General features: G+C 64.5%; 20 protein-coding genes and 2 tRNA genes. 11 read left to right on the forward strand and 11 right to left on the reverse strand.

Annotation, left to right across the window (positions count from 1 at the left end; all coding sequences use genetic code 11):
• Positions 1-21: 21 nt before the first annotated feature.
• From Q1V78_RS07725 to gyrA, 4 genes are all read right to left on the reverse strand, one after another.
• Positions 22-94 (reverse strand) — tRNA-Ala (locus Q1V78_RS07725).
• 25 nt (positions 95-119) lie between these two features.
• A tRNA-Ile gene (locus Q1V78_RS07730) sits at positions 120-196 on the reverse strand.
• Positions 197-298: 102 nt separating this feature from the next.
• The gene (locus tag Q1V78_RS07735; RefSeq protein WP_300613308.1) at positions 299-871 is read right to left on the reverse strand and encodes a DUF3566 domain-containing protein; all 573 of its coding nucleotides are present in this window, start codon (positions 869-871) and stop codon (positions 299-301) included.
• Positions 868-3,384, reverse strand: a complete 2,517-nt coding sequence (gyrA, locus tag Q1V78_RS07740) for a DNA gyrase subunit A (RefSeq protein WP_300613310.1) — start codon at positions 3,382-3,384, stop codon at positions 868-870. The genes Q1V78_RS07735 and gyrA overlap by 4 nt, the downstream gene beginning before the upstream one ends.
• 138 nt (positions 3,385-3,522) lie before the next feature.
• Here gyrA and Q1V78_RS07745 point away from each other — a divergent pair, with 138 nt between their 5' ends.
• From Q1V78_RS07745 to Q1V78_RS07760, 4 genes are all read left to right on the forward strand, one after another.
• A complete protein-coding gene (locus Q1V78_RS07745) occupies positions 3,523-4,869 on the forward strand; it encodes an MFS transporter (protein ID WP_300613312.1) in 1,347 nt (448 codons plus the stop codon).
• A 16-nt stretch (positions 4,870-4,885) separates the two neighbouring features.
• The gene (locus Q1V78_RS07750) at positions 4,886-6,235 is read left to right on the forward strand and encodes a glycoside hydrolase family 1 protein (protein ID WP_300613313.1); all 1,350 of its coding nucleotides are present in this window, start codon (positions 4,886-4,888) and stop codon (positions 6,233-6,235) included.
• Positions 6,236-6,449: 214 nt separating this feature from the next.
• A complete protein-coding gene (locus Q1V78_RS07755; RefSeq protein WP_300613315.1) occupies positions 6,450-6,779 on the forward strand; it encodes a hypothetical protein in 330 nt (109 codons plus the stop codon).
• The gene (locus Q1V78_RS07760; protein ID WP_300613317.1) at positions 6,763-7,299 is read left to right on the forward strand and encodes a hypothetical protein; all 537 of its coding nucleotides are present in this window, start codon (positions 6,763-6,765) and stop codon (positions 7,297-7,299) included. Before Q1V78_RS07755 ends, Q1V78_RS07760 begins: the two co-directional genes overlap by 17 nt.
• A gap of 66 nt (positions 7,300-7,365) precedes the next feature.
• Here Q1V78_RS07760 and Q1V78_RS07765 read toward each other — a convergent pair whose 3' ends face one another.
• From Q1V78_RS07765 to dnaA, 7 genes are all read right to left on the reverse strand, one after another.
• A complete protein-coding gene (locus tag Q1V78_RS07765) occupies positions 7,366-8,385 on the reverse strand; it encodes an alpha/beta fold hydrolase (RefSeq protein WP_300613319.1) in 1,020 nt (339 codons plus the stop codon).
• Positions 8,372-9,616, reverse strand: coding sequence for a Fic family protein (locus Q1V78_RS07770; protein WP_300613321.1), 1,245 nt, complete (start codon positions 9,614-9,616; stop codon positions 8,372-8,374). Before Q1V78_RS07770 ends, Q1V78_RS07765 begins: the two co-directional genes overlap by 14 nt.
• Before the next feature lie 152 nt (positions 9,617-9,768).
• Complete coding sequence (gene gyrB / locus Q1V78_RS07775; protein ID WP_300613323.1) at positions 9,769-11,841, reverse strand: DNA topoisomerase (ATP-hydrolyzing) subunit B; 2,073 nt, start codon at positions 11,839-11,841, stop codon at positions 9,769-9,771.
• A gap of 102 nt (positions 11,842-11,943) precedes the next feature.
• The gene (locus Q1V78_RS07780) at positions 11,944-12,594 is read right to left on the reverse strand and encodes a DUF721 domain-containing protein (protein WP_300613338.1); all 651 of its coding nucleotides are present in this window, start codon (positions 12,592-12,594) and stop codon (positions 11,944-11,946) included.
• On the reverse strand, positions 12,594-14,012 hold the full coding sequence (recF, locus tag Q1V78_RS07785; protein ID WP_300613325.1) for a DNA replication/repair protein RecF: 1,419 nt from the start codon (positions 14,010-14,012) through the stop codon (positions 12,594-12,596). The genes Q1V78_RS07780 and recF overlap by 1 nt, the downstream gene beginning before the upstream one ends.
• A 33-nt stretch (positions 14,013-14,045) precedes the next feature.
• On the reverse strand, positions 14,046-15,230 hold the full coding sequence (gene dnaN / locus Q1V78_RS07790; protein WP_300613327.1) for a DNA polymerase III subunit beta: 1,185 nt from the start codon (positions 15,228-15,230) through the stop codon (positions 14,046-14,048).
• An 841-nt stretch (positions 15,231-16,071) separates the two neighbouring features.
• Positions 16,072-17,784 (reverse strand): chromosomal replication initiator protein DnaA, encoded by a 1,713-nt coding sequence (gene dnaA / locus Q1V78_RS07795; RefSeq protein WP_331550844.1) that lies wholly within the window; start codon positions 17,782-17,784, stop codon positions 16,072-16,074.
• Between the two features lie 668 nt (positions 17,785-18,452).
• On the opposite strand from dnaA, the gene rpmH reads away from it, so the two are divergent.
• The 7 genes from rpmH to Q1V78_RS07830 all read left to right on the forward strand — a co-directional run bounded on the left by rpmH (position 18,453) and on the right by Q1V78_RS07830 (position 24,168).
• On the forward strand, positions 18,453-18,590 hold the full coding sequence (gene rpmH, locus Q1V78_RS07800) for a 50S ribosomal protein L34 (protein WP_012361251.1): 138 nt from the start codon (positions 18,453-18,455) through the stop codon (positions 18,588-18,590).
• 155 nt (positions 18,591-18,745) lie between these two features.
• Positions 18,746-19,129 carry a ribonuclease P protein component gene (gene rnpA / locus Q1V78_RS07805; RefSeq protein ID WP_300613330.1) on the forward strand — a complete coding sequence of 128 codons (384 nt, stop codon included), beginning with the start codon at positions 18,746-18,748 and terminating at the stop codon, positions 19,127-19,129.
• Between the two features lie 154 nt (positions 19,130-19,283).
• Positions 19,284-19,553, forward strand: a complete 270-nt coding sequence (gene yidD / locus Q1V78_RS07810; RefSeq protein ID WP_300613340.1) for a membrane protein insertion efficiency factor YidD — start codon at positions 19,284-19,286, stop codon at positions 19,551-19,553.
• Between the two features lie 15 nt (positions 19,554-19,568).
• Entirely contained in the window at positions 19,569-20,543 is a 975-nt protein-coding gene (yidC, locus tag Q1V78_RS07815) for a membrane protein insertase YidC (RefSeq protein WP_300613332.1), read from the forward strand.
• A gap of 280 nt (positions 20,544-20,823) precedes the next feature.
• On the forward strand, positions 20,824-21,639 hold the full coding sequence (gene rsmG, locus Q1V78_RS07820) for a 16S rRNA (guanine(527)-N(7))-methyltransferase RsmG (RefSeq protein WP_300613334.1): 816 nt from the start codon (positions 20,824-20,826) through the stop codon (positions 21,637-21,639).
• Between the two features lie 87 nt (positions 21,640-21,726).
• A complete protein-coding gene (locus Q1V78_RS07825; protein WP_300613342.1) occupies positions 21,727-22,650 on the forward strand; it encodes a ParA family protein in 924 nt (307 codons plus the stop codon).
• Positions 22,651-22,740: 90 nt separating this feature from the next.
• Complete coding sequence (locus Q1V78_RS07830; RefSeq protein WP_300613336.1) at positions 22,741-24,168, forward strand: ParB/RepB/Spo0J family partition protein; 1,428 nt, start codon at positions 22,741-22,743, stop codon at positions 24,166-24,168.
• Positions 24,169-24,190 lie beyond the last annotated feature (22 nt).

Raw genomic sequence — 24,190 nt, forward strand, 5'->3', positions numbered from 1 at the left:
TGCGACCTGGGGTTCGTTCTGTGGAGCATAGGAGAATCGAACTCCTGACCTTCTGCTTGCAAAGCAGATGCTCTACCAATTGAGCTAATGCCCCGAACTTCATTCGAAGTGTGTTCGAATGGTGGGCCTAGGTGGACTCGAACCACCGACCTCATCGTTATCAGCGATGCGCTCTAACCGCCTGAGCTATAGGCCCTTCGAACAGGGACTAGTGTATCCATGCGGTGCGATATAAACCAAATCGCCTGGTCAGCCCCTGTTTTATGAAGTTGTCTTCCGCCAGAATGCAGGCCTTGAGCTAGGCCTCTTCCGAGGTTGTCGACGTCTCCGGCGCGGCCACGTTCTCCGGCATCTCCGCCGTCGCCGCGTCCTCTGGGCCCGCGACGCGCACCTTCAGCCCGCCGAGGACGTCCGCAGCCGCGTTGTACACCAGCGCAGCCAGCGGCACGATGCCCCAGACGACGAAGAACTCCAGGACGCCAACGAGCGCCACCGCGCCCAGCACGCCCCAGCCGGAGATCCCGCCGAAGCCCGCAATGTCGGCGAGCAGGGTGTTCATGCGGCCCCACACGCCGGCCACCGCCAGCACGAGCCACAAGAGCATCCAGGCCAGTACCCACACCACGAAGGTGACGCCGCCCGCCGCCAGGCCAAGCCGGCCGGCGGAGCGCACGTCGATGAACGTCAGCGTCAGTTCCCGGCCGCGCGGCGCTCGCGCCTTCCAGGACGCCGCCTTCTCAGACGCCGCCTTTCCGGTCACCGAAGTCTCGGCCCCGGCGGCGTCCTTGGCCGGTGCCGTCTCCTTCTCGACCGCGTCAGCCGCCTGGTCGCTAGCCTCCGAGGTCACTTTCTCAGTGCCCTCGGGGGTCACTTCTTAGCGTCCTTCGGCTTCGACTCGACCTGGGCGACCTCTTCTTCCGCCTCTTCCTCGACGTTGCGGTCGACGGCGACGAGCTCAACGCCCTTATCCAGGTCGACCAGGCGCACACCCATGGTGGAGCGGCCGGTCTCGCGGATCTGGTTGACCTCGGTGCGGATCACCCCACCGGCGCTGGTCATCGCGAGGATCTCGTCATCCTCGGTGACCGTCAGCGCGCCGATCAGCTTGCCGCGGGACTTCTGGTACTTGAAGGCCACAACGCCCAGGCCACCACGGCCCTTCGCCGGGTACTCCTCCATCGGGGTGCGCTTGCCGTAACCACCGGAGGTGGCGACAAACAGCGCGGAGTCCTCCTGCACGACCGTCATGGCCAGCAGCTGGTCCTCACCGCGGAAGCGCATGCCGTACACGCCGGCGGTGGCGCGGCCCATCGGGCGCAGCGTCTCGTCGTCGGCGGTGAAGCGCATGGCCTGGCCTTCCTCGGAGACCAGCAGCAGGTCGTCCTCGGCGGAGCACAGCTGCGCGCCGATCAGCTTGTCGCCCTCGTTCAAGTTGATGGCGATCAGGCCGGAGGAACGGGTGGTGGCGTAGTCCGTGAGGCGGGACTTCTTCACACGGCCCTGCGCGGTGGCGAGCACCAGGTACGGGGCGTCCTCGAAGGACTGGATCTGGATAACCTGTGCGATCTGCTCGCCCGGCTGGAATTCCAGCAGGTTGGCGACGTGCTGGCCGCGTGCGGTGCGGGTCGCTTCCGGCAGCTCATAGGTCTTCAGGCGGTACATCCGGCCCATGTTCGTGAAGAACAGGATGGTGTCGTGCGTGGAGCAGACGAAGAAGTGACGGACCACGTCGTCCTGTCGCAGTTCGGCACCGCGCACGCCCTTGCCGCCGCGTCGCTGGTTGCGGTAGCTGTCCACCTTCGTGCGCTTCGCGTAGCCGGTTGAGGTGATGGTCACGACGACGTTCTCGCGGGCGATGAGGTCCTCTTCGGAGACGTCGCCAGTGGCGGAGACGATCTGGGTGCGGCGCTCGTCGCCGTACTTCTCGACGATCTCGGCGAGCTCGTCGCGGACGATGGCGCGCTGGCGCTCCGGCTTGGCGAGGATGTCCTCGAGGTCGGCGATGATGCGCTCGAGCTCGGCCAGCTGGTCGATAATCTTCTGGCGCTCGAGAGCTGCCAGGCGGCGCAGCTGCATCGCGAGGATGGCGTTGGCCTGGATCTCGTCGACGGTCAGCAGGTCCATCAGCCCCTCGCGCGCGATATCCACGGTCGCGGAGTTGCGGATCAGGGCGATGACCTCGTCCAATGCGTCCAGTGCCTTGACCAGGCCGCGCAGGATGTGAGCGTCTTCCTCGGCCTTGCGGAGGCGGAACTGGGTGCGTCGGACGATGACGTCGATCTGGTGCTTGACGTACAGCGAGAGCATCTGGTCAAGGCGGAGGGTGCGTGGCACACCGTCGACGATGGACAGCATGTTCGCACCGAAGCTGGTCTGCAGCTGCGAGTGCTTGTAGAGGTTGTTCAGCACCACGCGCGGCACGGCGTCGCGCTTCAGGGTGACGACGATGCGCAGGCCGACGCGGTCGGAGGACTCGTCGTCGATCTTGGAGATGCCCTTGAGCTTGCCGTCGCGGACCTGCTCGGCGATGGAGCTGACCAGGTTATCCGGGTTGACCTGGTACGGCAGCTCGGTGATGACGATGACCTGGCGGGAGCCCTCTTCCTCGATCTCGGCCTTGCCGCGCATGCGGATGGAGCCGCGGCCGGTGCGGTAGGCGTCGTCGATGCCCTTCTCGCCGACGATGAGGCCCGCGGTCGGGAAGTCCGGGCCCTTCACGAAGCCCATGCAGGCCTCGAGGGCTTCTGCTTCCTCGGCCTCCGGGTTCTCCAGGAGCCAGTAGATGGCGTCCGCGAGCTCGTTGAGGTTGTGCGACGGGATATTGGTCGCCATGCCGACGGCGATGCCGCCGGAACCGTTCATCAGCAGGTTCGGGACGCGGGAGGGCAGGACGGTGGGCTCGGAGGTCTTGCCGTCGTAGTTCGGCTGGAAGATGACGGTGTCCTCGCGGATGTCGCGGACCATCTCCATCGCCAGCGGGGTGAGGCGGCACTCGGTGTAACGCATTGCTGCAGCACCGTCGTTACCGCGGGAGCCGAAGTTACCCTGCCCGTCGACGAGCGGGTAGCGCATCGACCACGGCTGGGCCATGCGCACGAGGGTGTCGTAGATCGCGGAGTCACCGTGTGGGTGGTAGTTACCCATGGTCTCTGCCACTGGCTTCGCGGACTTGACGTATCCGCGTTCCGGCCGGTGGCCGTTGTCGAACATGGCGTAGAGAATGCGCCGGTGAACCGGCTTCATGCCATCCCGAACCTCCGGGAGGGCACGGCCCACGATCACGCTCATCGCGTAATCGATGTAGCTGTTCTGCATCTCCTTCTGCAAGTCGATCGGTTCGATGCGGTCGAACAGGTTATCTCCACCGTTAGTATCGTCGCTCACTGGAGTTGGTGAACCTTTCTACTTGGAATAGACCCAACCATTCTACCACGTCAGCGCACAGTTTTTGAGCCCACGGACCAGTGGCGGGGATTCTTAAAAGCCCAAAAACATTTGCCGAGAAAACTATGATTTTCCCCCGTGACTGTTGTGCAAAGCCCCAAGCAAGAAGTCTCCCGGGGATGGATCTCACGCTTTGGCCTGTTGTACCTCGGCCAGAACATCGCCTGGGCAGCCCCGACGAACCTTCTGCTCTCCGCTCAGATCCTGGTGTGGTGCCCGGAGGATAAGGAACGCCAGCTCGCGCTACTCATGACAGCCGGCGGGCTCGTCAGCCTGCTCGCCTCCCCGCTCGCGGGGATCTTCTCTGACCGAACGCGCTCCTCGCTGGGCCGCCGCACCCCCTGGATCATCGCGGGCATCACGATCGCCTCGGTAGCACTCGGTGTCGCGGGATGGACGGCAACGCTGCCTGGGGATTCCCGGACCTTGGGTTACGGCCTGTTGTTGGCGGCGTGGATGGTCTTCCAGTTCGCCATCGCCCTCGCAGTGACGCCGACGCAGTCCATCGTCCCCGACCAGGTCACCGAGCAGCAGTTCGGCACCGTCTCCGGCGTGATGGGTATGACGTACACGCTGGGCATCGTGCTCGGCACCGCGCTCTCCGTCGCGCTCCCCCGCCCCTGGGCCTACGCCGCTGTCATCGCCGTGCTGCTGACGACGGCGGTGCCCTTCCTCAGCCGCGACCGGGAGCCACTCCCCTGGCTGGCGGGCTCCGCAGACCCGGAAGCGGCCCCGAATACAAGCCCGGCGGCCAGCCCCGCACTCGGTGCTGAACAGGCAGCTGACCAGCCGAAAACCGCCGCCACAGAAACGACACCTACGGGCCTCGCGGCCGCCCGGCGCGTCGTCCCCAACCCGAAGGACGCCCCGGACTTCTACTGGATGTTCATCACCCGCCTGCTGCTGATGCTGGCCCAGGCGATCGCGCTATTCTTCCTGGTCTACTACCTGCGCGACCGCATCGGCTTCCACGACCCCGAGCTCGGCGTGCTGATCCTCACCGCCGTGTTCGCCGGCTGCGTGGTCGCCACCGCCTTGTGGTCTGGCTGGTTCTCGGACAAGCTCGGCGCGCGCAAGCCCTTCATCCTCTTTGCCGCCACCGGGGTGGCTGGCGCCTGCGCGGTGCTGGCCTTCACCAGCTCCTTCACCATGGTCGTGGTCGGCGCCGTGATCCTGGGGCTCAGCTGGGGCGTGTACCAAGCCATCGACCAGGCCCTCGTTAACGCCGTGCTCCCCACCGAGCAGGAGCGCGCCACCCACATGGGCCTGATGAACCTCGCCGTCCTGCTGCCAAACACGCTCGCCCCCTCCATTGCCGCGATCGCTCTCAGCCTGCTCAGGGGCTACACGGGGCTCTATCTCCTGGCAGGTGCAATGTGCCTGGCCGGAGGCGTCCTCGTCCTAAAGATTCAATCCACCCGCTAAGCGCAAAACTTTTCGCGTGACCGCTGAACCGAAGACCCCACAACCGAAGGAGAACACGATGCCTTCCTCCCCCACCACCTTCCTGCCGCTGGGCAAGCTGATGATCGGGACGGCGACGTCCTCCCTGCAGATCGAGGGCGGCGACCGGAACAACAACTGGTACGAGTGGGCCCAACACCCCGGCACCATCGCCGACGGCACCAGCCCGCTGCGCGCCAACGGCCATTGGAACCGGTGGCGGGAGGACACCGAACTCATGTGCTCCCTGGGGCTAAAGACCTACCGGATGGGCATCGAATGGTCCCGCGTCGAGCCCGCGCCCGGGCAATGGGACACCGCCGCCCTGGACCGCTACCGGGAGGAGATCGCGCTGGTCAGGGAGCGCGGGATGGTGCCGCTGGTGACGCTGCACCACTTCAATAATCCGCTGTGGTTCCAGCGGCTCGGCGAATGGGAGAAGCCGGAGAATATCGCGCACTGGCTGCGCTTCGTGGGCCACGTGGTCAAGGGGCTATCCGACCTGGTCACAGACTGGGTCACCATCAACGAGCCGAATGTGTACGCCACCTCCGGCTTCCTCTTCCACGAGGCGCCGCCGGCGAAGAAGTCCTACCGGCTGGCGCTGAAGGTGATGCGGAATATGGCGATCGCGCACTGCCGAGCATACCGCCTGATTCACGGGATTCAGCCGGGCGCTCGGGTGGGCTTCGCGCACCACATGCGCGCCTTCGTTCCTGCTCAGGAGCGTAATCCGCTACACCGGCTGGCCTCCCGGTCGAGCGCCTTCCTCTTCCAGGACGAGCTCAGCCACGCGATGCTGGGTGGGAAGTTCCGGGGCGTGCTGGGTCGCCAGCCTTCGGATATCTCCCCGGGCACGTACTACGACTACCTGGGGCTGAATTACTACTCGCGCACGGCGTCCGCGGGCTTCGAGGACGGCACGCTGCCCGGCAAGCCGGTCAATGACCTTGGTTGGGAGATCTACCCGGAGGGCCTGATCGAGTGCGCCGGCTGGATGCACGAGCGCTACCCCGCCCCGATCTGGGTCACGGAGAACGGCACCTGCGATAACGGCAGCCCGACAAGTCTCGAGAACTTCCGCTGCCGCTTCATCTACGACCACCTAGCCGCGATTAGCGCCTCTGACCTGCCCTTTGAGCGCTATTACCACTGGTGCTTCGTGGATAACTGGGAGTGGGCGGACGGCGAGGCGCAGCGCTTCGGCCTGGTGCACAACGACTACGCCACGCAGACCCGCACGCCGAAGCTCAGCGCCGAGTTTGTGCGCCGGATCATCGCCGAGGGCGGAATTTCGGGCGAGGCGAAGCGGGAGTTCGTCGACCCCCAGCGCTACCGCATCGGGTAGGGCCGTTTTCGGACCACCGCAACCAGGGACGGACGTCGCCCCCATCGCACTTGCCCGCCGTGACGGACGTCGCTGTTCTAGGACGTCGCCACGTCGGCGTCCCGAATGTTTCACGTGAAACAATCCGCCCCGGCCTCTGCCAGAATGGAGGGAGAAGAAAGCGCCGGCTTGAAAGCCCAGCCAGAACACGAAAGGGAAGGTGCGGGCGAACAGCATGGCTCAGAACATTCTCCCGACCCCACAGGCGGAATTCGCAGCCCTCGGCTTCTACGGAGAGCCGCTGGACCAGATGATCCAGCGGTCCTTCGAGGAGCAGAACCAGGGTCTGGCGAACGCGCACGGCTTCAAGATGATCTCCCCGTACATCGACCCCTCCGGCGCGCGGATGATCCGCTTCATGGGGGACAAGAACTCCACCGTCGCGGCCTCCCTCATGCACCCCGAGACCACGGCCGCGCGGGTCGGTCTCATCACCCCGACGGTCGCGCTCGTGGACGTGCTCAACACCGAAGGCGAGATCGCCGCGCGTGACCTGCGCCGTTGATGACTTCTTCTCCTACTCGACAGTCTCCGGACCCGAGGTGGTCAAGGAGGGCAGGATCGCCGCGAACGCCGACGAGGACAGCATGATCCCGCTGGTAAACTTCTGCCTCACCGCGGCGCTGGGCGGCGGCAAGATGCATCTCTACCCCAGCGAGGCGGCCTGGCGGCAGGCCCACCCGGAGCACGTGCGCGAGGACGGGGTTATTACGAAGCCACGGTTGATCTCCCCCGCTGCGCAGGCCTTCTTCGACGGCAAGACCGACGCGATCAACCCGTGGAACCACGTGCGGATCACCGTCGCCGGGGTACGGGGCGCGACCAACGAGCTCACCGGCAAGCAATTCTTCGTTATTCAGGACACCCCGAACGCCCGCGGCTTCGCGCTCACCGCCTGCCTGCCGGCCACCGAGGAGCTAAAGAAGCACATGCGACCCGGCGTGGTCCTGGAGGGTCCGGCCGTGCTGATGGGCCACAATGCCACGCTCGCGAACCCGGCGGTGTCCGCGCCGGAGGAAAACTAAGCAGCGCTGCCTCGGGCGCTTCGCGTTGAAGGCGCCGGGCCTGACTAGGCTTCTTAACCCTCGGGGCTAGGCCTCGACCGTGGCGGCCCAGCGCTCGAAGCGGTCGGCCACGACCTGCGGCTGGCGCGCCCAACGGTTGTGGCCGAGCTGCTCCACCTCCGCGGGGTACTCCTCCACCGCGACGCAACCCTGCGGGAAGAGCAGCGCAAGATTCTTCGCGGAGTCGAGGGGGCAGTCGTCGTCGTTGGAAAAGCGCGTGAGCAGGATATTCGTATACGTATCCTTCATCGCCGCGACGTAGTCCATGTCCTGGCCGTGCAGGTTTTTAAAGCTATTGCGCTGCGCGAGCTTGGTCCATTCCAGAATGTGATTCCGCGCCTGCCGGCCGTAGTTGGCGATATCCAGCAGCCCCTCCGGCTGGTAGCCGCGGGCCAGCACGATCGCGCTCATCAGCAGGGAGCCGAGCCTAAGCTCGGCGCGGGTGCGCCCAGTGAAACCCCGGTAGTACGGGGTGCCGGTGCCGACACCCATGTAGCCCAGCACGTTGAGCTCCTTGGCCTCCGGGCGGGCCAAGAACACCGCTGCCATCTGCCCGCCCATCGAATGGGTCAGCATGATCGTCGGGTACTTCTCCCCCAGCTCCAGACGGCGCTTGACCGCGCGGATCGTGCGCGGGAAATCGGAGCTGGCCAGATCGTGATAGCCCCAGTCCTGGGTACGGCTGGCGGCAGCAGTGGATTCACCTTGGCCGTGCAGCTCGCCGATGGCGACGATCCAGCCACGGGTAGCCAGCTCCTTGGCGATCGGCTCGTAATAACGGGCGCCGACACCGAAGCCCGGCCACAGGATCACCAGGGGTTTCTTCCCATCGTGGCCGCTCTCGGCGGCGGTGCGCGGCTCGGCTGGCTCAGCGTTCGTGGCGGAGCTGCCGGGCTGGCTACCGGCCTGGGCCGAACTAGCTGGGCCTTCTCCGCCCACTAGCGGTGGGGTGAAGATGCGCACGGCCGTGGTGGTGCCGTCCGCCATCTGCACGTGCACCCACTGGCGGTGCACGTCCTCGACGGATACTTCGTTATTTTCGCTCACCCGTCACATGATATGTGTGCCCCCGAACACATTTGGCTATATCAAGATAATGCTGTGAGTGGCTGCTCACGGCGACCCATCCCTCAGCGAACTCGTCGAGAATTTCCAATACCTCCACCGCACGCCACGCCCTGATCCCCTTCACGGCACTGGCCGAGGAGCGAAGAACGCCAACCTCCTCGAGCCGCCGGAGTGCCGAACGGGCGCGAGTATCACTGAGATCGAGCTCCTCGGATACCATCTTCGCGGTCAACACCGGTCTGTGCAGCAGGAGGCCGAGCAGATCCCACGCCGAGTGGTCCTTCCGACCAATGTCCAGGTCGCGCCACTGCTGATCAAGCTCTTCGAGCTCTTGGGCCAGCCAACTCCCCCGCTCCACCGCGTGAAGCGCTGCGTCCGCGAAGAGCGTAATGATCTCCTCCGGTCGGCCTTCCCGGTATGCGTTGAGGCCATCGAAGTATTCCTCGGTATTACGCAACAGACCAGCGGAAATAGGCAGCGCTGCATTACTTGTGAGCCCATGGTTGCGCAGCAGAATATGAATCAGTGCGCGTCCAGTGCGCCCGTTTCCATCCGCGAAAGGGTGAATAGTCTCCAGCTGTGCGTGCGCGATCGCCGCGTGGGCGATAGCAGGAAGATCCCTGCGCCGACAGAACTCTTCGAGGTCTGCCATGAGCGCTGGTAGATGCTCGTGCTGCGGTGGCACGAACAGCGCACCCTCGGGATAAAGATTCTTGCCACCGATCCACACTGGTTCGGTGCGGAGCTTCCCCGCGATCTCCGGGGCGGATTCCTCGAGCAGCACACGGTGCATATCCAGGAGGCCATCGACACTGACGCGCGGCTCCTTGGTCGCCTCCTGCATCTGGCGGGTATTTGCCAGGATGAGCTGGGCGTTCTTGGTACCTGCGTACTCCTCGATCTCCGCCTCGAAGATCTTGCGCGCCGAGGATGAGAGGTCCTCGATCCGGCTCGACGCGAAGGATTCACTCCTCAGCAGTAGCGCCGTGAAGGGCAGGATCGCGTTGGATTGTTCCGCATCGAACCTCGTGACTTGCAGCGCCACCTGCTCCAAATGGGCGAAGGTGTCGGTACTGAGGCTGAGGGGTACCTCTGCGATGCGTGGGACAAGGGCACTGTCATATTGCTTGGGCATCTGCTCTTTGGCGCGGCGGGACATCGCCTCCCGCACCTCGGCAGAAGAAACCCAATCAAGGGTCTCGTAATTCACGCTCGGCCACACCATGACCCAAGAATATCGCAATAATCTTGGATACACCCCCACCGGACCCAAGATTAGGCCTCTAATCTTGGGTCAACGGCCGGCGCCAGCCTGACACCGACCGACCGGCACCGACCGCCCCCGGACCGGAAAGCCGGACGCTAAACGTCCAGGAAACGGACGTCGCGCGCGTTGCGGGTGATGAAGCTACGGCGGGCGACAACGTCGTCACCCATCAGGATACTGAACAGCTCGTCAGCAGCCTCCGCGTCCTCCAGGGACACCTGGCGCAGCGTACGGGTGGTGGGATCCATCGTGGTCTCCCACAGCTCCTTCGGGTTCATCTCGCCAAGACCCTTGTAGCGCTGGATGCCATCATCCGTGTCGATCTTGCGACCCTCGGCCAGGCCCTTCTCCAGCTGCTCATCGCGCTCCCGGTCGGAGAACGCGTAGCCCGGCTCGCCCTTGCCCCACTTCAGCTTGTACAGCGGCGGCTGGGCCAGGTACACGTAGCCACCCTCCACGAGCGGACGCATCAGGCGGAACAGCAGCGTGAGCAGCAGCGTTGCGATGTGTTGGCCGTCCACGTCGGCGTCGGCCATCAGCACGATCTTGTGATAGCGCAGCTTGTTGATGTCGAACTCGTCGTGAATGCCGGTGCCCAGCGCGGTGATGATCGCCTGCACCTCGGCGTTCTTCAGCACGCGGTCCATGCGGGCCTTCTCGACGTTCAGGATCTTGCCGCGCAGCGGCAGGATGGCCTGGTACATCGAGTCCCGGCCGGACTTCGCGGAACCACCCGCGGAGTCACCCTCCACCACGTAGAGCTCGGACTTGATCGGGTCCTTGGAACGGCAGTCGGCCAGCTTGCCTGGCAGCCCGCCCATATCGGAGGCGGACTTGCGGCGTACCAGGTCACGGGCCTTGCGGGCCGCCTGGCGAGCATGCGCGGAGGCCACGGCCTTCTGCACGATGACCTTCGCCTCGGCCGGGTTGGCATCCAGCCAGTCGGAAAGGTGCTCGTTGATCGCGCGCTGCACGAAGCCGCGGATCTCGGTGTTGCCCAGCTTCGTCTTCGTCTGACCCTCGAACTGCGGGTCACCGACGCGGACGGAGATGACGGCAGCCAGGCCCTCGCGGACGTCGTCGCCGGTAAGGTTGGAGTCCTTCTCCTTCAGCAGCTTCTGATCACGCGCGTAGCGGTTGATCAGGGAGGTCATCGCGGCGCGGAAGCCCTCCTCGTGGGTACCGCCCTCGAAGGTGTTGATCGTGTTCGCGAAGGTGTGGACGGACTGCTGGTAGCCGTCGTTCCACTGCAGCGCGACCTCGACCTCGTGGTCCTCGCCCTTGGCGTCGAAGCTGACGATCGTCGGGTGGATCGGCTGCTTCTTGCGGTTGATGAACGCGACGTAGTCCTTCAGACCCTCTGGGTAGTGGTACGTCTTGGTGCGCGGGCCCTTCTTCTTCTTGGCCTCTTCCTCCGCCTGGCGCTCCTCGGCGGACTTCGGGGCCTCAGCCTGCTCGGTGAGGTCCTCGAGGCCCTCCTCCGGCTCCTCGGCCTCGATGGCCTCCGGGCGCTCGTCGGTGAGGGTGATGGTCAGGCCCTTGTTCAGGAATGCCATCTCCTGCAGGCGCTTGGCGACCGTGTCGAAGTTGAACTCCACGGTCTCGAAGATCTCCGGGTCCGGCCAGAACCGCTGGGTGGTGCCGGAACCGCGGCGCTTCTTGCCCTGCACGAGCTCCTGCGGCACCGCGTTGATGAACTCCTGGTACCACTCGTAACCATCGCGGACGATGCGGGTCTCCACGCGGGTGGACAGGGCGTTAACCACGGAAATACCAACACCGTGCAGGCCACCAGAGACCGCGTAGGAATCGGAGTCGAACTTACCGCCGGCGTGCAGCTGCGTCATGACGACCTGCACGGTCGGGGCGCCGGAAGGGTGCATCTCCACCGGGATGCCACGGCCGTCGTCGGAAACCTCGACGGAGCCGTCCTCCTTCAGCGTGACGGAGACCTTCTTGGCGTAGCCCGCCATGGCCTCGTCCACGGAGTTGTCCACGACCTCCCAGATGAGGTGGTGGAGGCCACGCTCTCCCGTGGAGCCGATGTACATGCCCGGGCGCTTCCGGACTGCCTCGAGGCCCTCGAGGATGGTGATCGACGATGCGTCGTAGTCACCCGGCTTGTGCTCGTGCGGAGCTGGCGTGTTCTGCGGTTCTGGTGCACCCACGGTGGGTAAAACTCCTTCGTGTGCCACTAATTAACTTCACCAGTCTACCGGCTTTTCCTGCGAAAATACAGTTTCCGGCGGCCCGGGCGAGCTGCGTGGCGCTCAGCCGTAATCGTCGCGTTTGCCCCGCCCTTGGACGCGGAGGCGGCCGGTCTGTCGCGGCCCGTAGTCCGGGTTGTGGATCTTTAGTTCGACGACCACATCCGGCCCCAGCTCCTGCGCGATTTTCTTCAGGATGGTCGCCTGGATGAGGCGCAGTTGGGTTGCCCAGGGCGTGGAGTCGCTCTGGACGTGGAGGAACTTGTTTTTCTCGTCGAATTTCACCGGCCGGGTGTGTGCGGCGATCTTGGGGCCGACGAGGTGTTCCCAGTCCTGCATGAGGCGGCGGACACCGACGTTTTCCTCCCAGCCCTGGCGCCGGATTTCGCGGCTGAGCAGGGCGGCGAAGCTGCCGGGGTCGCGGTAGCTGCGGTCGGCGCGGCCGTCCATGCGGGTTTTGATGCGCTGGACGCCGGAGCTGGTGCGCGCTGTGTTGCCGGTGCTGCCGGAGTCCGTGGCAGGTTCTGCGAGCGTGCCGCGGCGGCCCCGGTTCCAGCCGTTCCTGCGCGCCATGCGGGGAAGATCGGCGTTCTTGCCGGCGGCGGGCTTACCGCCGGCCTTTTTGATGGCTTCTAGGGCCTGGGCGACGGGGTCGAGGAACTGCTCCTCGCGGTTGGGATTCTCACGCGGCTGCTGCTCGCGGTTCTGCTCCATCACGGCTGCTCACCGCCAGTAGAGGCTGCCGACCCCGGCTGCTGACCCTCATCGGCGGCCGGCTCGGAGTGTTCGGAGTTTTCTGCCGTCTCACCTGGCTCTTCGACGGCTCGCTTCTCTTCGCTGGGTTCGGTGGCGTGCTCCTCGGCCTGCCCAGGGACGCTATCGCGGGGGATGGTCTCGTCAATCACAGAAATGCGCCGCTGCTCGCCCTCCTCGGTGACGTGCACCGCGCGAACATCATGGAACGTGGCGATATCCCGCAGCTCAGCGGGGATGTCCTCCCCCACGGCCGCGGTGATGAGCACCTGCTCGGCTTCGGTGAGCAGCCCGACGAGCTGTTGACGTCGGGAAGAATCCAACTCCGCGAAAACGTCATCCAAGATGACCACCGGTTCAACGCCATCCTCGCGTTGCATGAAGAACGCGCCGAGCCGCAGCGCCAGGGCGAAGGACCAGGACTCCCCGTGGGAGGCGAAACCCTTGGCTGGCTGGGTTCCCAGCATGAGCACGAGGTCGTCGCGGTGCGGGCCGATCAGCGTGGTGCCGCGGTCCACCTCTTGGGTGCGCTTGTGGGCGTAGGCCTGCAGCAACGTGGCCTCCGCGACCTCCGGGGAGAGCAGCGCCAGCTCGGCGGCCGGGTCGCGTTCCAGCTCCGCCTCGCCCAGCAGCACGCCCACTTGGGCTAGGTCCGCGTCCACGGTCGAGGTGTACGCCATGTGCGCGGGCCGGGATTCGGGGGCGAGCCGGGCGTAGGTCTGCGCGACGTGCGGGGCGAGGTCGTGGACGATCTGCACCCGGGCGGACATGATCTGCCCGCCGAGTGCGGCCAGCTGGGCGTCCCAGACGTCCAGGGTGGCGAGGGCAGAGAGGCGTTCCGCGTCGTTCTCGGGGGCGATGCGCAGCGCGTAGACGTTATTGCGCAGCAGGGCGTTGCGCTGGCGCAGCGACTTATCATAATCCGCCTTGACCGCCGCGAGCCGCGGGTAGCGGGCGACCATGATCTCGTCCAGGAACTTGCGGCGCTGCTCCGGCTCGCCGCGCACCAGGGCGAGATCCTCCGGGGAGAACAGGGTGGTGCGGACGATGCCCAGCAGCTCGCTGGTGGTGGCCAGCTGCGTGCGGTTGATGTGGGCACGGTTGGACCCGTGGCCACGAATCGCGATGTGGGCGGTGAGCTCCCGGTTGTGGTTCACCGCCGTGGCGGAGACCCGGGCGATCCGCTGGCCCTCCCGGACCAAAGCGGAATCGGTATTGACCCGGTGGGAGCCCAGGTGGGCTAGGTAGCCCAGGGCCTCAACGATGTTGGTCTTGCCGTGCCCGTTGGGCCCGGAGAACACCGTGACACCCGGATCCAGCTGCAGCGAGAGTTCCCGCCACGACCGGAAGTCGTGGAGTTCTAGGCTGCGGACAAACATGTTTCCACTCTATGCCGAGGGTTCGCGCGGGCTTTAGCCCGGCAGGCGCACCGGCATGAGCAGGTATTTGAAGTTGGTCTCCGGGTCCGGGAAGGTGCCGTCCTCCTCGGCCTCCGGCAGTTCGGCCGGTGCAGGGATGAGGATCGCGGGGCGGGAGGGCTGGGTGAATCCGAAGACCACGCGCTCGGTGTGGATCGCGCTCAGGCCGTCCTTGAGGTACGCCGGGTTGAAGGCGATGGTCAGGGGCTCGCCGTGGTAGGCGCAGTTCAGAACTTCCTCGGCCTGACCCACATCGGAGCCACCGGCGGAAAGCGTGAGCGTGGACTCCTCGAAGTTCATCCGGATCTGGGAATTACGCTCCGCGACCAGGGAGACACGGCGGATCGCGTCGAGCAGCGGGGCGATCTCCACGGAGGCCATTGCGTTGTGGCGGGCCGGCAGCAGCGGGCGGAACTTCGGGAAGTCCGCATCCAGCAGGCGGGTGGTGGTGCGGCGGGCGTCGGTGACGATGCCGAGCAGGCCGTCCGCGCCAATGTCCTCCCCGGAACCGATGGCGATCTCGATCGGGTCGTTGAGGCTGTGATCCAGGGTGCGGGCGGTGTCCGCCAGCGTGCGGGCCGGGATCAGCAGCTCGGCCTTGGCGTCGGCGGATGCCGGGTTCCACTGGAAGCTACGAACAGCCAGACGGAAGCGGTCGGTTGCTGCGAGAACCACATTTTCGCCCTCGATCTCCATGCGGATGCCGGTGAGCATCGGGAGGGTGTCATCCTTACCCGCGGCGATGGCGACTTGGCTGATGGCCTCGGTGAAGAGATTCGGGTCGATGGTGCCGGTCACGGCCGGCATGTCCGGCAGGACTGGGTAATCCTCGATGGTCATCGCGGGAAGTTCGAAGCGGGAGCTGCTGCTGCGGACCAGGACCGTGGAGCCGGAGTACTCCATGGTGATTTCCTTGCCCGGAAGTGCGCCGACGATGTCGGATGCCAACTTACCGGCCACAAGGATGCGGCCTGGCTCGTCAACATTGGCATTCACGCGCACGCGGGTGGAGACTTCCCGGTCGAAGCCCGACAGCTCCAGGCCATCGTCATCCGCGAGGATCATCACGCCACGCAGGATCGGCTGGGTTGGCTTCGTGGGCAGCGCACGGGCGACCCATGCCAGTGCAGATGCGAAATCATCCTTCGCAACCGAGAAACTCACATTTTCTTGCTCCATGCTGAGCTGTCCCTCCGGTCAACGTTCATCGCCTTGAACGTGCTTCAAAACTTTGTCTTTTTCTTCGAGTCTCAAGAGTAGCCGACGCACCGGACACGGCCGAAGAAAGTGCGCTTGCTTGTTATTTGCTCCCCTTCGAGGCTTGGCACGGCAACGCCTGGCAGACCGGGACTATGCACACCACCAATTTCTTCTCTCTTTGCCAATTGGGAAGTTCAGCAGTGTTAGTAGGGGGTGTGAAAACTGTGGAAAACATGTCATTTACCCACGCCGGGGGCCGAATCGGGTTGTGGGGACAGAGTGGACGACTCTGTGGATAACTGTGCCCAATTGTGGATAACTTTTGTCATTCGCGAGTTATCCACAGGCCATCCACCTGCGGTTTCCCAAGATCTAGGCAGTTATCCACAGAAACCCCAGGTCACAAGCTTCAACCTTGAACCTCAACTTGATCCACCCGGAAACACAAACTTGTAATTACGCTTGTGGAAAACCCTGTGGACATGTGGATAACTCCGGAAAAACTTGGTCAAAGACCTATTTTTATCCACATTCCGGGTGAGTTATCCACCGAATGCTGTGGATAACTGTGCACAACTGTGGACGAGAATCCCCCGAGCCCCCGGCGCTACCCCCAAGAATTTGCGTTTCCGCCCCGAAGCGCCACGCGGTGTGCCAGCCCCAAAAATCCAAGAATCCGGCTCCCCTGCCCCGCGCGGACGTCCCGAAATTGAAGGCCCACCCCAAGAATCGCCCCAAGAACCGCCTGCCGTAACCCCGACGGTCGCGTGGACGTCCCCAACCCCTGGACGCCCCCCGAAGAAAGATCGAGAAAGAAGGACTAACCCCGCGCCGCGGCCTTCGCGCGCTGCGTCAGCTCCTGGACCTCATTGAAGGTGACGCGATCCTCCGTCAGCTGCTCCCGGATGCGCCGCTCCGCGTGCATCACCGTCGTGTGGTCGCGTCCGCCAAAGGCCTGCCCCAGCTTCGGCAGCGAAAGATCCGTCAGCTCACGGCACAGATACATCGCGATCTGCCGCGCCTGCACGAAACGCTTCGTGCGCCCCTTCCCCACCAGCTCGTCGACGGTGAGGTCGAAGTAGGAGGAGACCACGTCGATGATCACCTGCGGGGTCATCTGCACATCGTCAACAGGCATGATGTCCCGCAACGCGATTTCCGCAGCCTGCTTCGTGATCGGCTCCTTACCAAGGGAGCAATACGCCGTCACCCGGATCAGCGCGCCCTCCAGCTCGCGGATGGAGGTCTCGTACCGGCTGGCGATCAGCTCGAGCACGTCCTCCGGCAGCGTGGTGCCCTCCGCGGCCGCCTTGCGGGACAAAATCGCCATGCGGGTTTCCAGGTCTGGGGTTTGGACGTCCGTAATCAACCCACCCTCAAAACGCGTGCGCAGGCGATCCTCGAGCGTGGTCAGCTGGCGCGGCGGACGGTCGGAGGAAAGCACGATCTGCTTATTCGCCTGGTGCAGCGCGTTGAAGGTGTGGAAGAACTCCTCCTGCGTGGACTCCTTGCCCTGCAGGAACTGGATGTCGTCCACGATCAGCATGTCCAGGTTGCGGTATTCGCGCTTGAACTCCTCGCGGCGGTCGTTGGCGATGGAGTTAATGAAGTCATTCGTCAGCTCTTCGCTGGACACGTAGCGCACGCGCATGTCCGGCTGCAGTTCCTTGGCATAGTGCCCGATTGCGTGCAGCAGGTGGGTCTTGCCGAGCCCGGATTCGCCCCAGATGAACAGCGGATTATAGGCGCGAGCTGGGGCTTCGGCGACGGCGCGGCAGGCGGCGTGCGCGAACTGGTTGGAGCCTCCGATCACGAAGCTTTCGAAGGTGTACTTCTTGTTCAGCAGGGTGTCCGAGTCCCTGTCGCCTTCTTCCGTGCCCGAGGTTGGGGACGACGACGCCTCGGCCGGCACGAAGGCCTCGTTGCGGGATTCTGGCTGGTTGGCGCCCTGGTGCTGCTGGGCTAGGCGCTCGGCGGCGAGGATGCGGGTGTGCTCGTCCTGCCTCGGGTCGTGCTGTGGGGCTTCCGCGGGTGCAGAGGGCTGGAGTGGCGCCGTGGTTTGTGGTGCTGGGGGCTCTGCTGGCCCAGGGGTTGCCGGTGCGGGCGCTGTTGTCGAGTGAGCAGCTGGGGTGGATGGTGCCGGGGTGTGGGCCGCGGTGTCGGCGGCTGGGGCCTGCTGTTCGGCAGCGCTACCAGCGGTGTTGGGGCTAGCCGGCGGGGTGGCAGCGGCCTCTGGCTCGGCCTCCCGAATGGAGAGGCTGAGGGTGACTGTGGATTGCAGGATATCCCCGAGGACCCGTTCGATCGGCTCGGCGAGCGCGCCCTCCACGACCCCCTTGGACCACTCGTTTGGCGTGGTCATCACGGCGATCCCGTTGATGAAGAGAACGGGCTGGATCTGCCGAAGCACGCTGCGGGAGCTGGCGGAGAGCTGCGGGAACTGGGTGCCGTCGCCCTCGATCCACGCGTCGACGAGGCCGTGCCAGATGGTGGCGAATTTTGTGGGATCCGCGGGATCTGGGACGTGAGTCATGCGCGAGCCTTTTTCTTCTCTTCTCGGGGTCGGGGGTAACCGTTAAGGACATTTCAATTTACACGTGAGTTCACACGGAACTCACATTTTTGCCCACAGCCTGATTTGGTGTGTGTTCTGGGCTTCCACAGTGCTGTCCACACCTGTGGATAACTTGTCCATTGAGTTGTCCCCAATTTACCCCGCTCCTGTGGACAACTTCTAATTTTCGGCGAAAACGCTATTGACCTGCGAAAACCAACCCTAAACTAGTGCTTTAACCTTCGGGGGTGAAGAAGTTATCCACAAGTTGTGTGGATTGACATTCCACTGTGTGTGATGATCAATTCACAAAACTGCAGCATTACCCGGAGTTTTCCACGAGCCGCGATTTAAATGACACGCCTGTCATCCTGCGAAGATTTGGTTTTCGGCTCCCCCGCTGAGTATTCTTAAACGGTCTATGGCAACAGCCGACCTTGTATCGGATGCCGTTTTGGCCGGATGCTTTGCGTCGCCCACATTCCACAAGTGGCGCCGAAGCCCTGGCAACCACAAGTCCACCGGCGTGGACAGCGTGGCGTACAGCGCACCGCACGGGCGCAGTGGCAGGGAACACTCCCTGCCATCGCCCAATCACGGTGCCGCAGCGCTTCGCCTCCGCGCGTAGTTTTAAGGAGTGAAGTACCGTGTCGAAGCGTACTTACCAGCCTAATAACCGCCGTCGCGCACGCGTGCACGGCTTCCGCACCCGCATGCGCACCCGCGCAGGTCGCGCGATCGTGTCCGCACGTCGTCGTAAGGGCCGCAAGTCCCTGACCGCTTAATTGAGCGGGCGGCCAGCCTGGCCGCACACTCTCCCACCACGTGGGAAGCTCCGGCGCCTGCCACCCGGTGGGCGCCGTTTTTGCTGTAATTTCACCCTCATGCGGACCAAACTAGCCAGGTCCCGCGCACCCAACCGACCACGAAGGAGCCTCCCATGCTGGCACCGGAACACCGTCTCCGCTCCTCAGCGCTGTTTAGCACCGTGGTGAAGAAGGGTGCGCGCAAGGGCAGCCGCACTGTCGTCGTCCACCTCTGGACCCCGGAACCTGGCCCCGACGCCCCGCTGGAACTGACCGGCGGACCGCGAGCGGGCCTCATCGTCTCCAAGGCGGTCGGCAACGCCGTGGTCCGCCACGCTGTCTCCCGCAAGCTGCGCGCCGTCCTGGCCACCATCATCGACGACGACGCCACCGCGGCGTCCCCACAGCTGCAGGAGACCAGCTTCGTGGTGGTGCGCGCCCTCCCCGCCAGCGCGAAGGCTAGCAGTAAGGAGTTGGAGTCCGATGTGCGACGCTGCCTCTCCCGGCTCTCCCGCTGAGCGCGGTGCTTCCCCCGCGGGGGGCAGGGGCCAGTCCACTGAGCACAGCTCACAGCCGGGCGCCGAATCCCGCCGCAACCCCGGCTCCCAGGCTGAGTTCGAGGCCGGCGCCGGCAGCCGCACCGCGCGTCGACGCGTCACTGGCCGTGCCGCCCTGGCTCGCCGAGCGGTGTTGGCCTATCAGGATGTCCTTTCGCCCCTTAAAATGGGGCCATCATGCCGCTTCGAGCCGACCTGCAGTAATTACGCTCTCATGGCGTTGGAAAGGCATGGTCTGCTCAAGGGGCTGTTACTGTCAATAGGTCGGCTGTTGCGCTGTGCCCCTTGGCATCCGGGCGGGTGGGACCCCGTTCCGCCCCGCAAGAGCAGGGCTAAGCCCAAGCCTGAAGAGACTCCGCAAGATTTTGAGACGTCCGAAAAGTAGAGGATCCCTCCAGACGTGCTGAATTTTATTTATTACCCGATTTCAGCGGTCCTGTGGTTCTGGCACAAAGTGTTCAGCTATGTGCTCGACCCAGCCGCGGGCACCACGTGGGCGCTTTCCATCGTCTTCCTCGTGGTGACCATCCGTATCCTGTTGGTCAAGCCCACCGCTAACCAGCTCCGCTCCTCGCGCAAGATGCAGGAGTTCCAGCCAAAGATGAAAGAACTCCAGCGCAAGTACGCCAACGACCAGCAGAAGCTGATGGTTGAGGTGCGTAAGGCGCAGCAGGAGATGGGTGTCCGCCCGATGGCGGCCTGCCTTCCGATGCTGATCCAGATGCCGATCTTCATCGGCCTGTTCCACGTGCTGCGTTCCTTCAACCGCACCGGCACGGGCACTGGCCAGCTGGGCATGAGCATCGAGGAGACCCGTAACACCCCGAACTACGTCTTCGGCGTGGACGAGGTCCAGTCCTTCCTCGACGCCCGCCTGTTCGGTGCGCCGCTGTCCTCCTACATCTCCATGGACCCCTCCGGTTACGGCGCCTTCTCCCCGGCAGGCATCGCCCCGGACTTCACGAAGGCGAACATCATCGCCGTCGTCCTGCCGCTGATGCTGGGTGCTGCGGTGATCATGCACTTCACCGCACGCCTGTCCTTGAACCGCAACAAGAAGCGTCAGGCGAATAACCCGAAGCCGGCGGCTGATGACCTGAAGGCCCAGCAGATGCAGATGCAGATGGACATGATGCAGCGCATCATGCTGTGGTTCATGCCGCTGCTGATCCTCGCCGGTGGTTTCCTCTGGCAGGTTGGTCTGGCTCTGTACATGTTCACCAACGGTCTGTGGACCTTCGTCCAGCAGCGCATCCTGTTCGGAATCATGGATAAGGAAGAGGAGGAGGAGCGCCAGGCGAAGCTCGAGGCCCGCCGCACCTCCGCCCCGAAGCCGGGTGCGAAGCCGAAGAACAACAAGAAGCGGAAGAAGTAACTCCGGTCTTCCGCTCCCCGCGCCGCACGGTTCGCCGTGTGGCGCTTTTTCTTTGCCCTTTTCAGGACGTCGAGGCTCTCCAGTGGTTCCGCACTCCCGTTTTGTTCCGGCGCCTGCCCGCCCGCTCACGCGCCCGCCAGAATCGTCGCCTCTCCTTCGTTGCCGTAAGAGGCTTCCCCATCGAGTTTGCCCCTCTTTCGGGCCGCTGCCCGGCAAGCCCCCACTTTCCTTTGGGAGATCGTCCTCTTCCCCTGCCCACCCGGTCTGGGAGAAAGTTGGGTTGTCGTGGAAAGCCACTAGAATGTTTCACGTGAAACATCGTGATTCTGACGCTTCGAAAAACCAGTCCCCCAACCCGGCCGCTGCGGACTCCAAGAAGGGTGCCGCGGCTGCCGGCGGCTCTACCGGTGAGCAGCAGATCACGTCCCTGACGCCGGATAACCACGGGGGCGAGCTGCAGGTCGATGGGCTGCGCCCGGAGAACCTGGGTGAGGTCTTTGGCGACCGCGCTCCTTTGGCCGAGCGCTACGCCCAGTGGCTCGAGACCGCCGGCATCCAGCGTGGCCTCATCGGCCCCCGCGAGGTGCCGCGCATCTGGGATCGCCACATCATGAACTCCGCCGTCCTTGCCGAGATCATCGAGGACGGCGAGCGGGTCATCGACGTCGGTTCCGGGGCTGGCCTCCCAGGTATCCCGCTGGCCATCGCACGTCCCAACGTGAAGGTGCAGCTGCTGGAGCCGCTTTTGCGCCGCACGAAGTTCCTGGAGGAGGTCGTCGAGGACCTGGGCCTGGACAACGTCGAGGTCCACCGTGGACGCGCGGAAGAAAAGGCAATCGTCCGGAAGCTTGCGGGCGCGGACGTCGTGACCTCCCGGGCCGTCGCACCACTGGGGCGCCTGTGCCAGTGGTCCCTCCCTCTCGCTCGAGTGGGTGGCCAGATGCGCGCCCTGAAGGGTAGTTCCGTGGCTGAAGAGCTGGAGCGGGATAAGGCCCAGATTGATAAGCTTGGCGGAGGGACACGCTCCGTGGTTGAGCTGGGCAAGGGCGTGCTGGAGGAATCCACCTTCGCTGTCATTGTGGAAAAGGCGCGCTAAAGCGGGCGACTCAAAGGAAATTGTTTCACGTGAAACATTGCGGCGATCACGAGGATCGCGACGGACGGAGGAAGGGTAGTGGCACCAATGCAGTGGGATGACACCCCGATCGCGCAGGCCGCGCGCCAGGCTGCCAAGATGCAGAACGCCCACAACCTGAAGCTTCCGAAGCCAGAGAAGCCCCGGAAGATTACGATCGCGAACCAGAAGGGTGGGGTCGGTAAGACCACCTCCACGGTGAACCTCGCCTGGGCGCTGGGGCTGCACGGCCTCAAGGTTTTGGTCATCGACCTGGACCCGCAGGGCAATGCCTCCACGGCGCTCGACGCCGAGCACCGGATGGGTACCCCCTCCAGCTACGAGTTGCTCATCGGCGAGATGAACGCTGCCGAGGTGATGCAGCAGAACCCGGTGAACGATAACGTGTACACGATCCCGGCGACCATCGACCTCGCCGGCTCGGAGATCGAGCTCGTGTCCATGGTCCGGCGCGAGTACCGCTTGGTCGATGCGATCAACGATGACTTCCTTGCCGAGCAGGGCTTCGACTATGTGTTTATCGACTGTCCGCCCTCCCTTGGCCTGCTGACCATCAACGCGATGACCGCGGTCAATGAGGTCCTCATCCCCATCCAGTGCGAGTATTACGCGCTCGAGGGCGTGGGCCAGCTGCTGAATAACATCTCGATGATCCGCGAGAACCTCAACAAGAACCTGCACATCAGCGCCGTCCTGTTGACCATGTACGACGGCCGCACGAAGCTTTCCGAGCAGGTCTCCGACGAGGTGCGGAACCACTTCGGCTCCGTGGTCCTGGACAATCACATTCCGCGCTCGGTCAAGGTGTCCGAAGCTCCTGGTTACGGCCAGACTGTTCTCCAGTACGACGGTGGTTCGCGCGGCGCTCTTGCCTACTTCGATGCCGCTGTTGAGTTCGCCAAGCGTGGCGATTACCTCCCGAGCGAGGAGACCGCCCCGATCGGCATCGCGCCGGAGCTGCACAACATCTAAACCCTCGAATGTTTCACGTGAAACAATGCCCGGTTTCCGGGCAGACCCCGCCTCCCCCATCATCACAACTTTGGATTGAAGGTAAAGACCGTGGCTAAGAAGGATTCGGCATCTAAGAAGGCTTCGAGCGCTCAGGGTGGCGCGAAGGCGCCTCGCGGCGCGGCCCGCAAGCCGGCGATGCCGGCGGCCCTCCCCGACCGGGAGGCCACCCGACGCGGCGGACTCGGTCGCGGTCTCGCGAGCCTGATCCCGACTGGTCCGTCTCGACCGGGTTTGGGCAACGGCGCGGCTGATGTGATTCTCGGCGGCGGGGGCGCCGGCGGGGCGGCCGCCCGCCAGAACGCGGGTCAGGATTTCGAGGATGCTGCCCGTGGCGGCGCCGGATCGGCGTCCGGAAATGGCGGAGCGGATATTCGTCACAGTGACGTTAATCGCCCAACCTCCAGTATGGGCGAGAACACCGGCGCGGCGGCCAAAAAATCCGCCTCCGGGGCATCGGGTGAAGTCACCGGTTCGGATGCCAAGGGCGCCACGGGTCCGAAGGCTGCGAAGGCTGGCGCTTCGAAGGACGGCGCCGCGAAGAAGAGCGGTTCCCAGTCCCGCTCCGCAAGCTCGTCCGCGCCGCAGGGTTCGACCGCGCCGCAGGGCTCGGCTGAACTTCAGGGTGAGTCCGGCACCCCGGACGTCCCCAATACGGATAGCTTCGGCGCGACCTATCAGGAACTCCCCCTCGACGCGATCACCACAAACCCGAAGCAGCCGCGCGCTGTCTTCGATGAGGAACAGCTCAACGAGCTCGTCCACTCCATCCAGGAGTTTGGGCTCATGCAGCCTATCGTGGTTCGCCCGGTCAGCGGCGCGCCTGCTCCCTATGAGCTCATCATGGGTGAGCGTCGCCTCCGCGCATCCAAGAAGGCCGGCCTGGAGACGATCCCGGCCATCGTCCGTGAGACGCAGGACGACGCGATGCTGCGCGACGCCCTGCTAGAGAACATCCACCGCGTGCAGCTGAACCCGCTTGAAGAGGCGGCCGCTTATCAGCAGCTGCTGGAGGAGTTCGGCGTGACCCAGGAGCAGCTGGCCAAGCGCATCGGACGCTCCCGCTCCCTGATCGCGAACATGATTCGCCTGCTCCAGCTGCCCGTCGCGGTGCAGCGACGCGTGAGCGCAGGCGTGCTCAGTGCCGGCCACGCCCGCGCCCTGCTGGGGCTCAAGGGCGGCGAGGAAGCGCAGGCACAGCTGGCTGACCGCATCGTCGCCGAGGGGCTGAGCGTCCGCGCCACGGAGGAAGCTGTCACGCTGATGAACCGTGGCGAGGGGCAGAAGCAGGAGCGCAAGCAGCGCACCCCTGCTCCTCTGCCGGACTACGTCAACAGCTGGGTGGACGACTTCGCGGACACCCTGGAGACCAAGGTCAGCGTCCAGATGGGCAAGAAGCGCGGCCGGATCGTCGTCGAGTTCGGCGGTCAGGAGGACTTCGACCGCATCATCGAGATCCTCGGCGGTGGCGAACAGTAGTTGCGGCGCTCCGCGGTGCCCG

The sequence above is a fragment of the Corynebacterium sp. genome, from assembly GCF_030152825.1.
Classification (GTDB): Bacteria; Actinomycetota; Actinomycetes; order Mycobacteriales; family Mycobacteriaceae; genus Corynebacterium.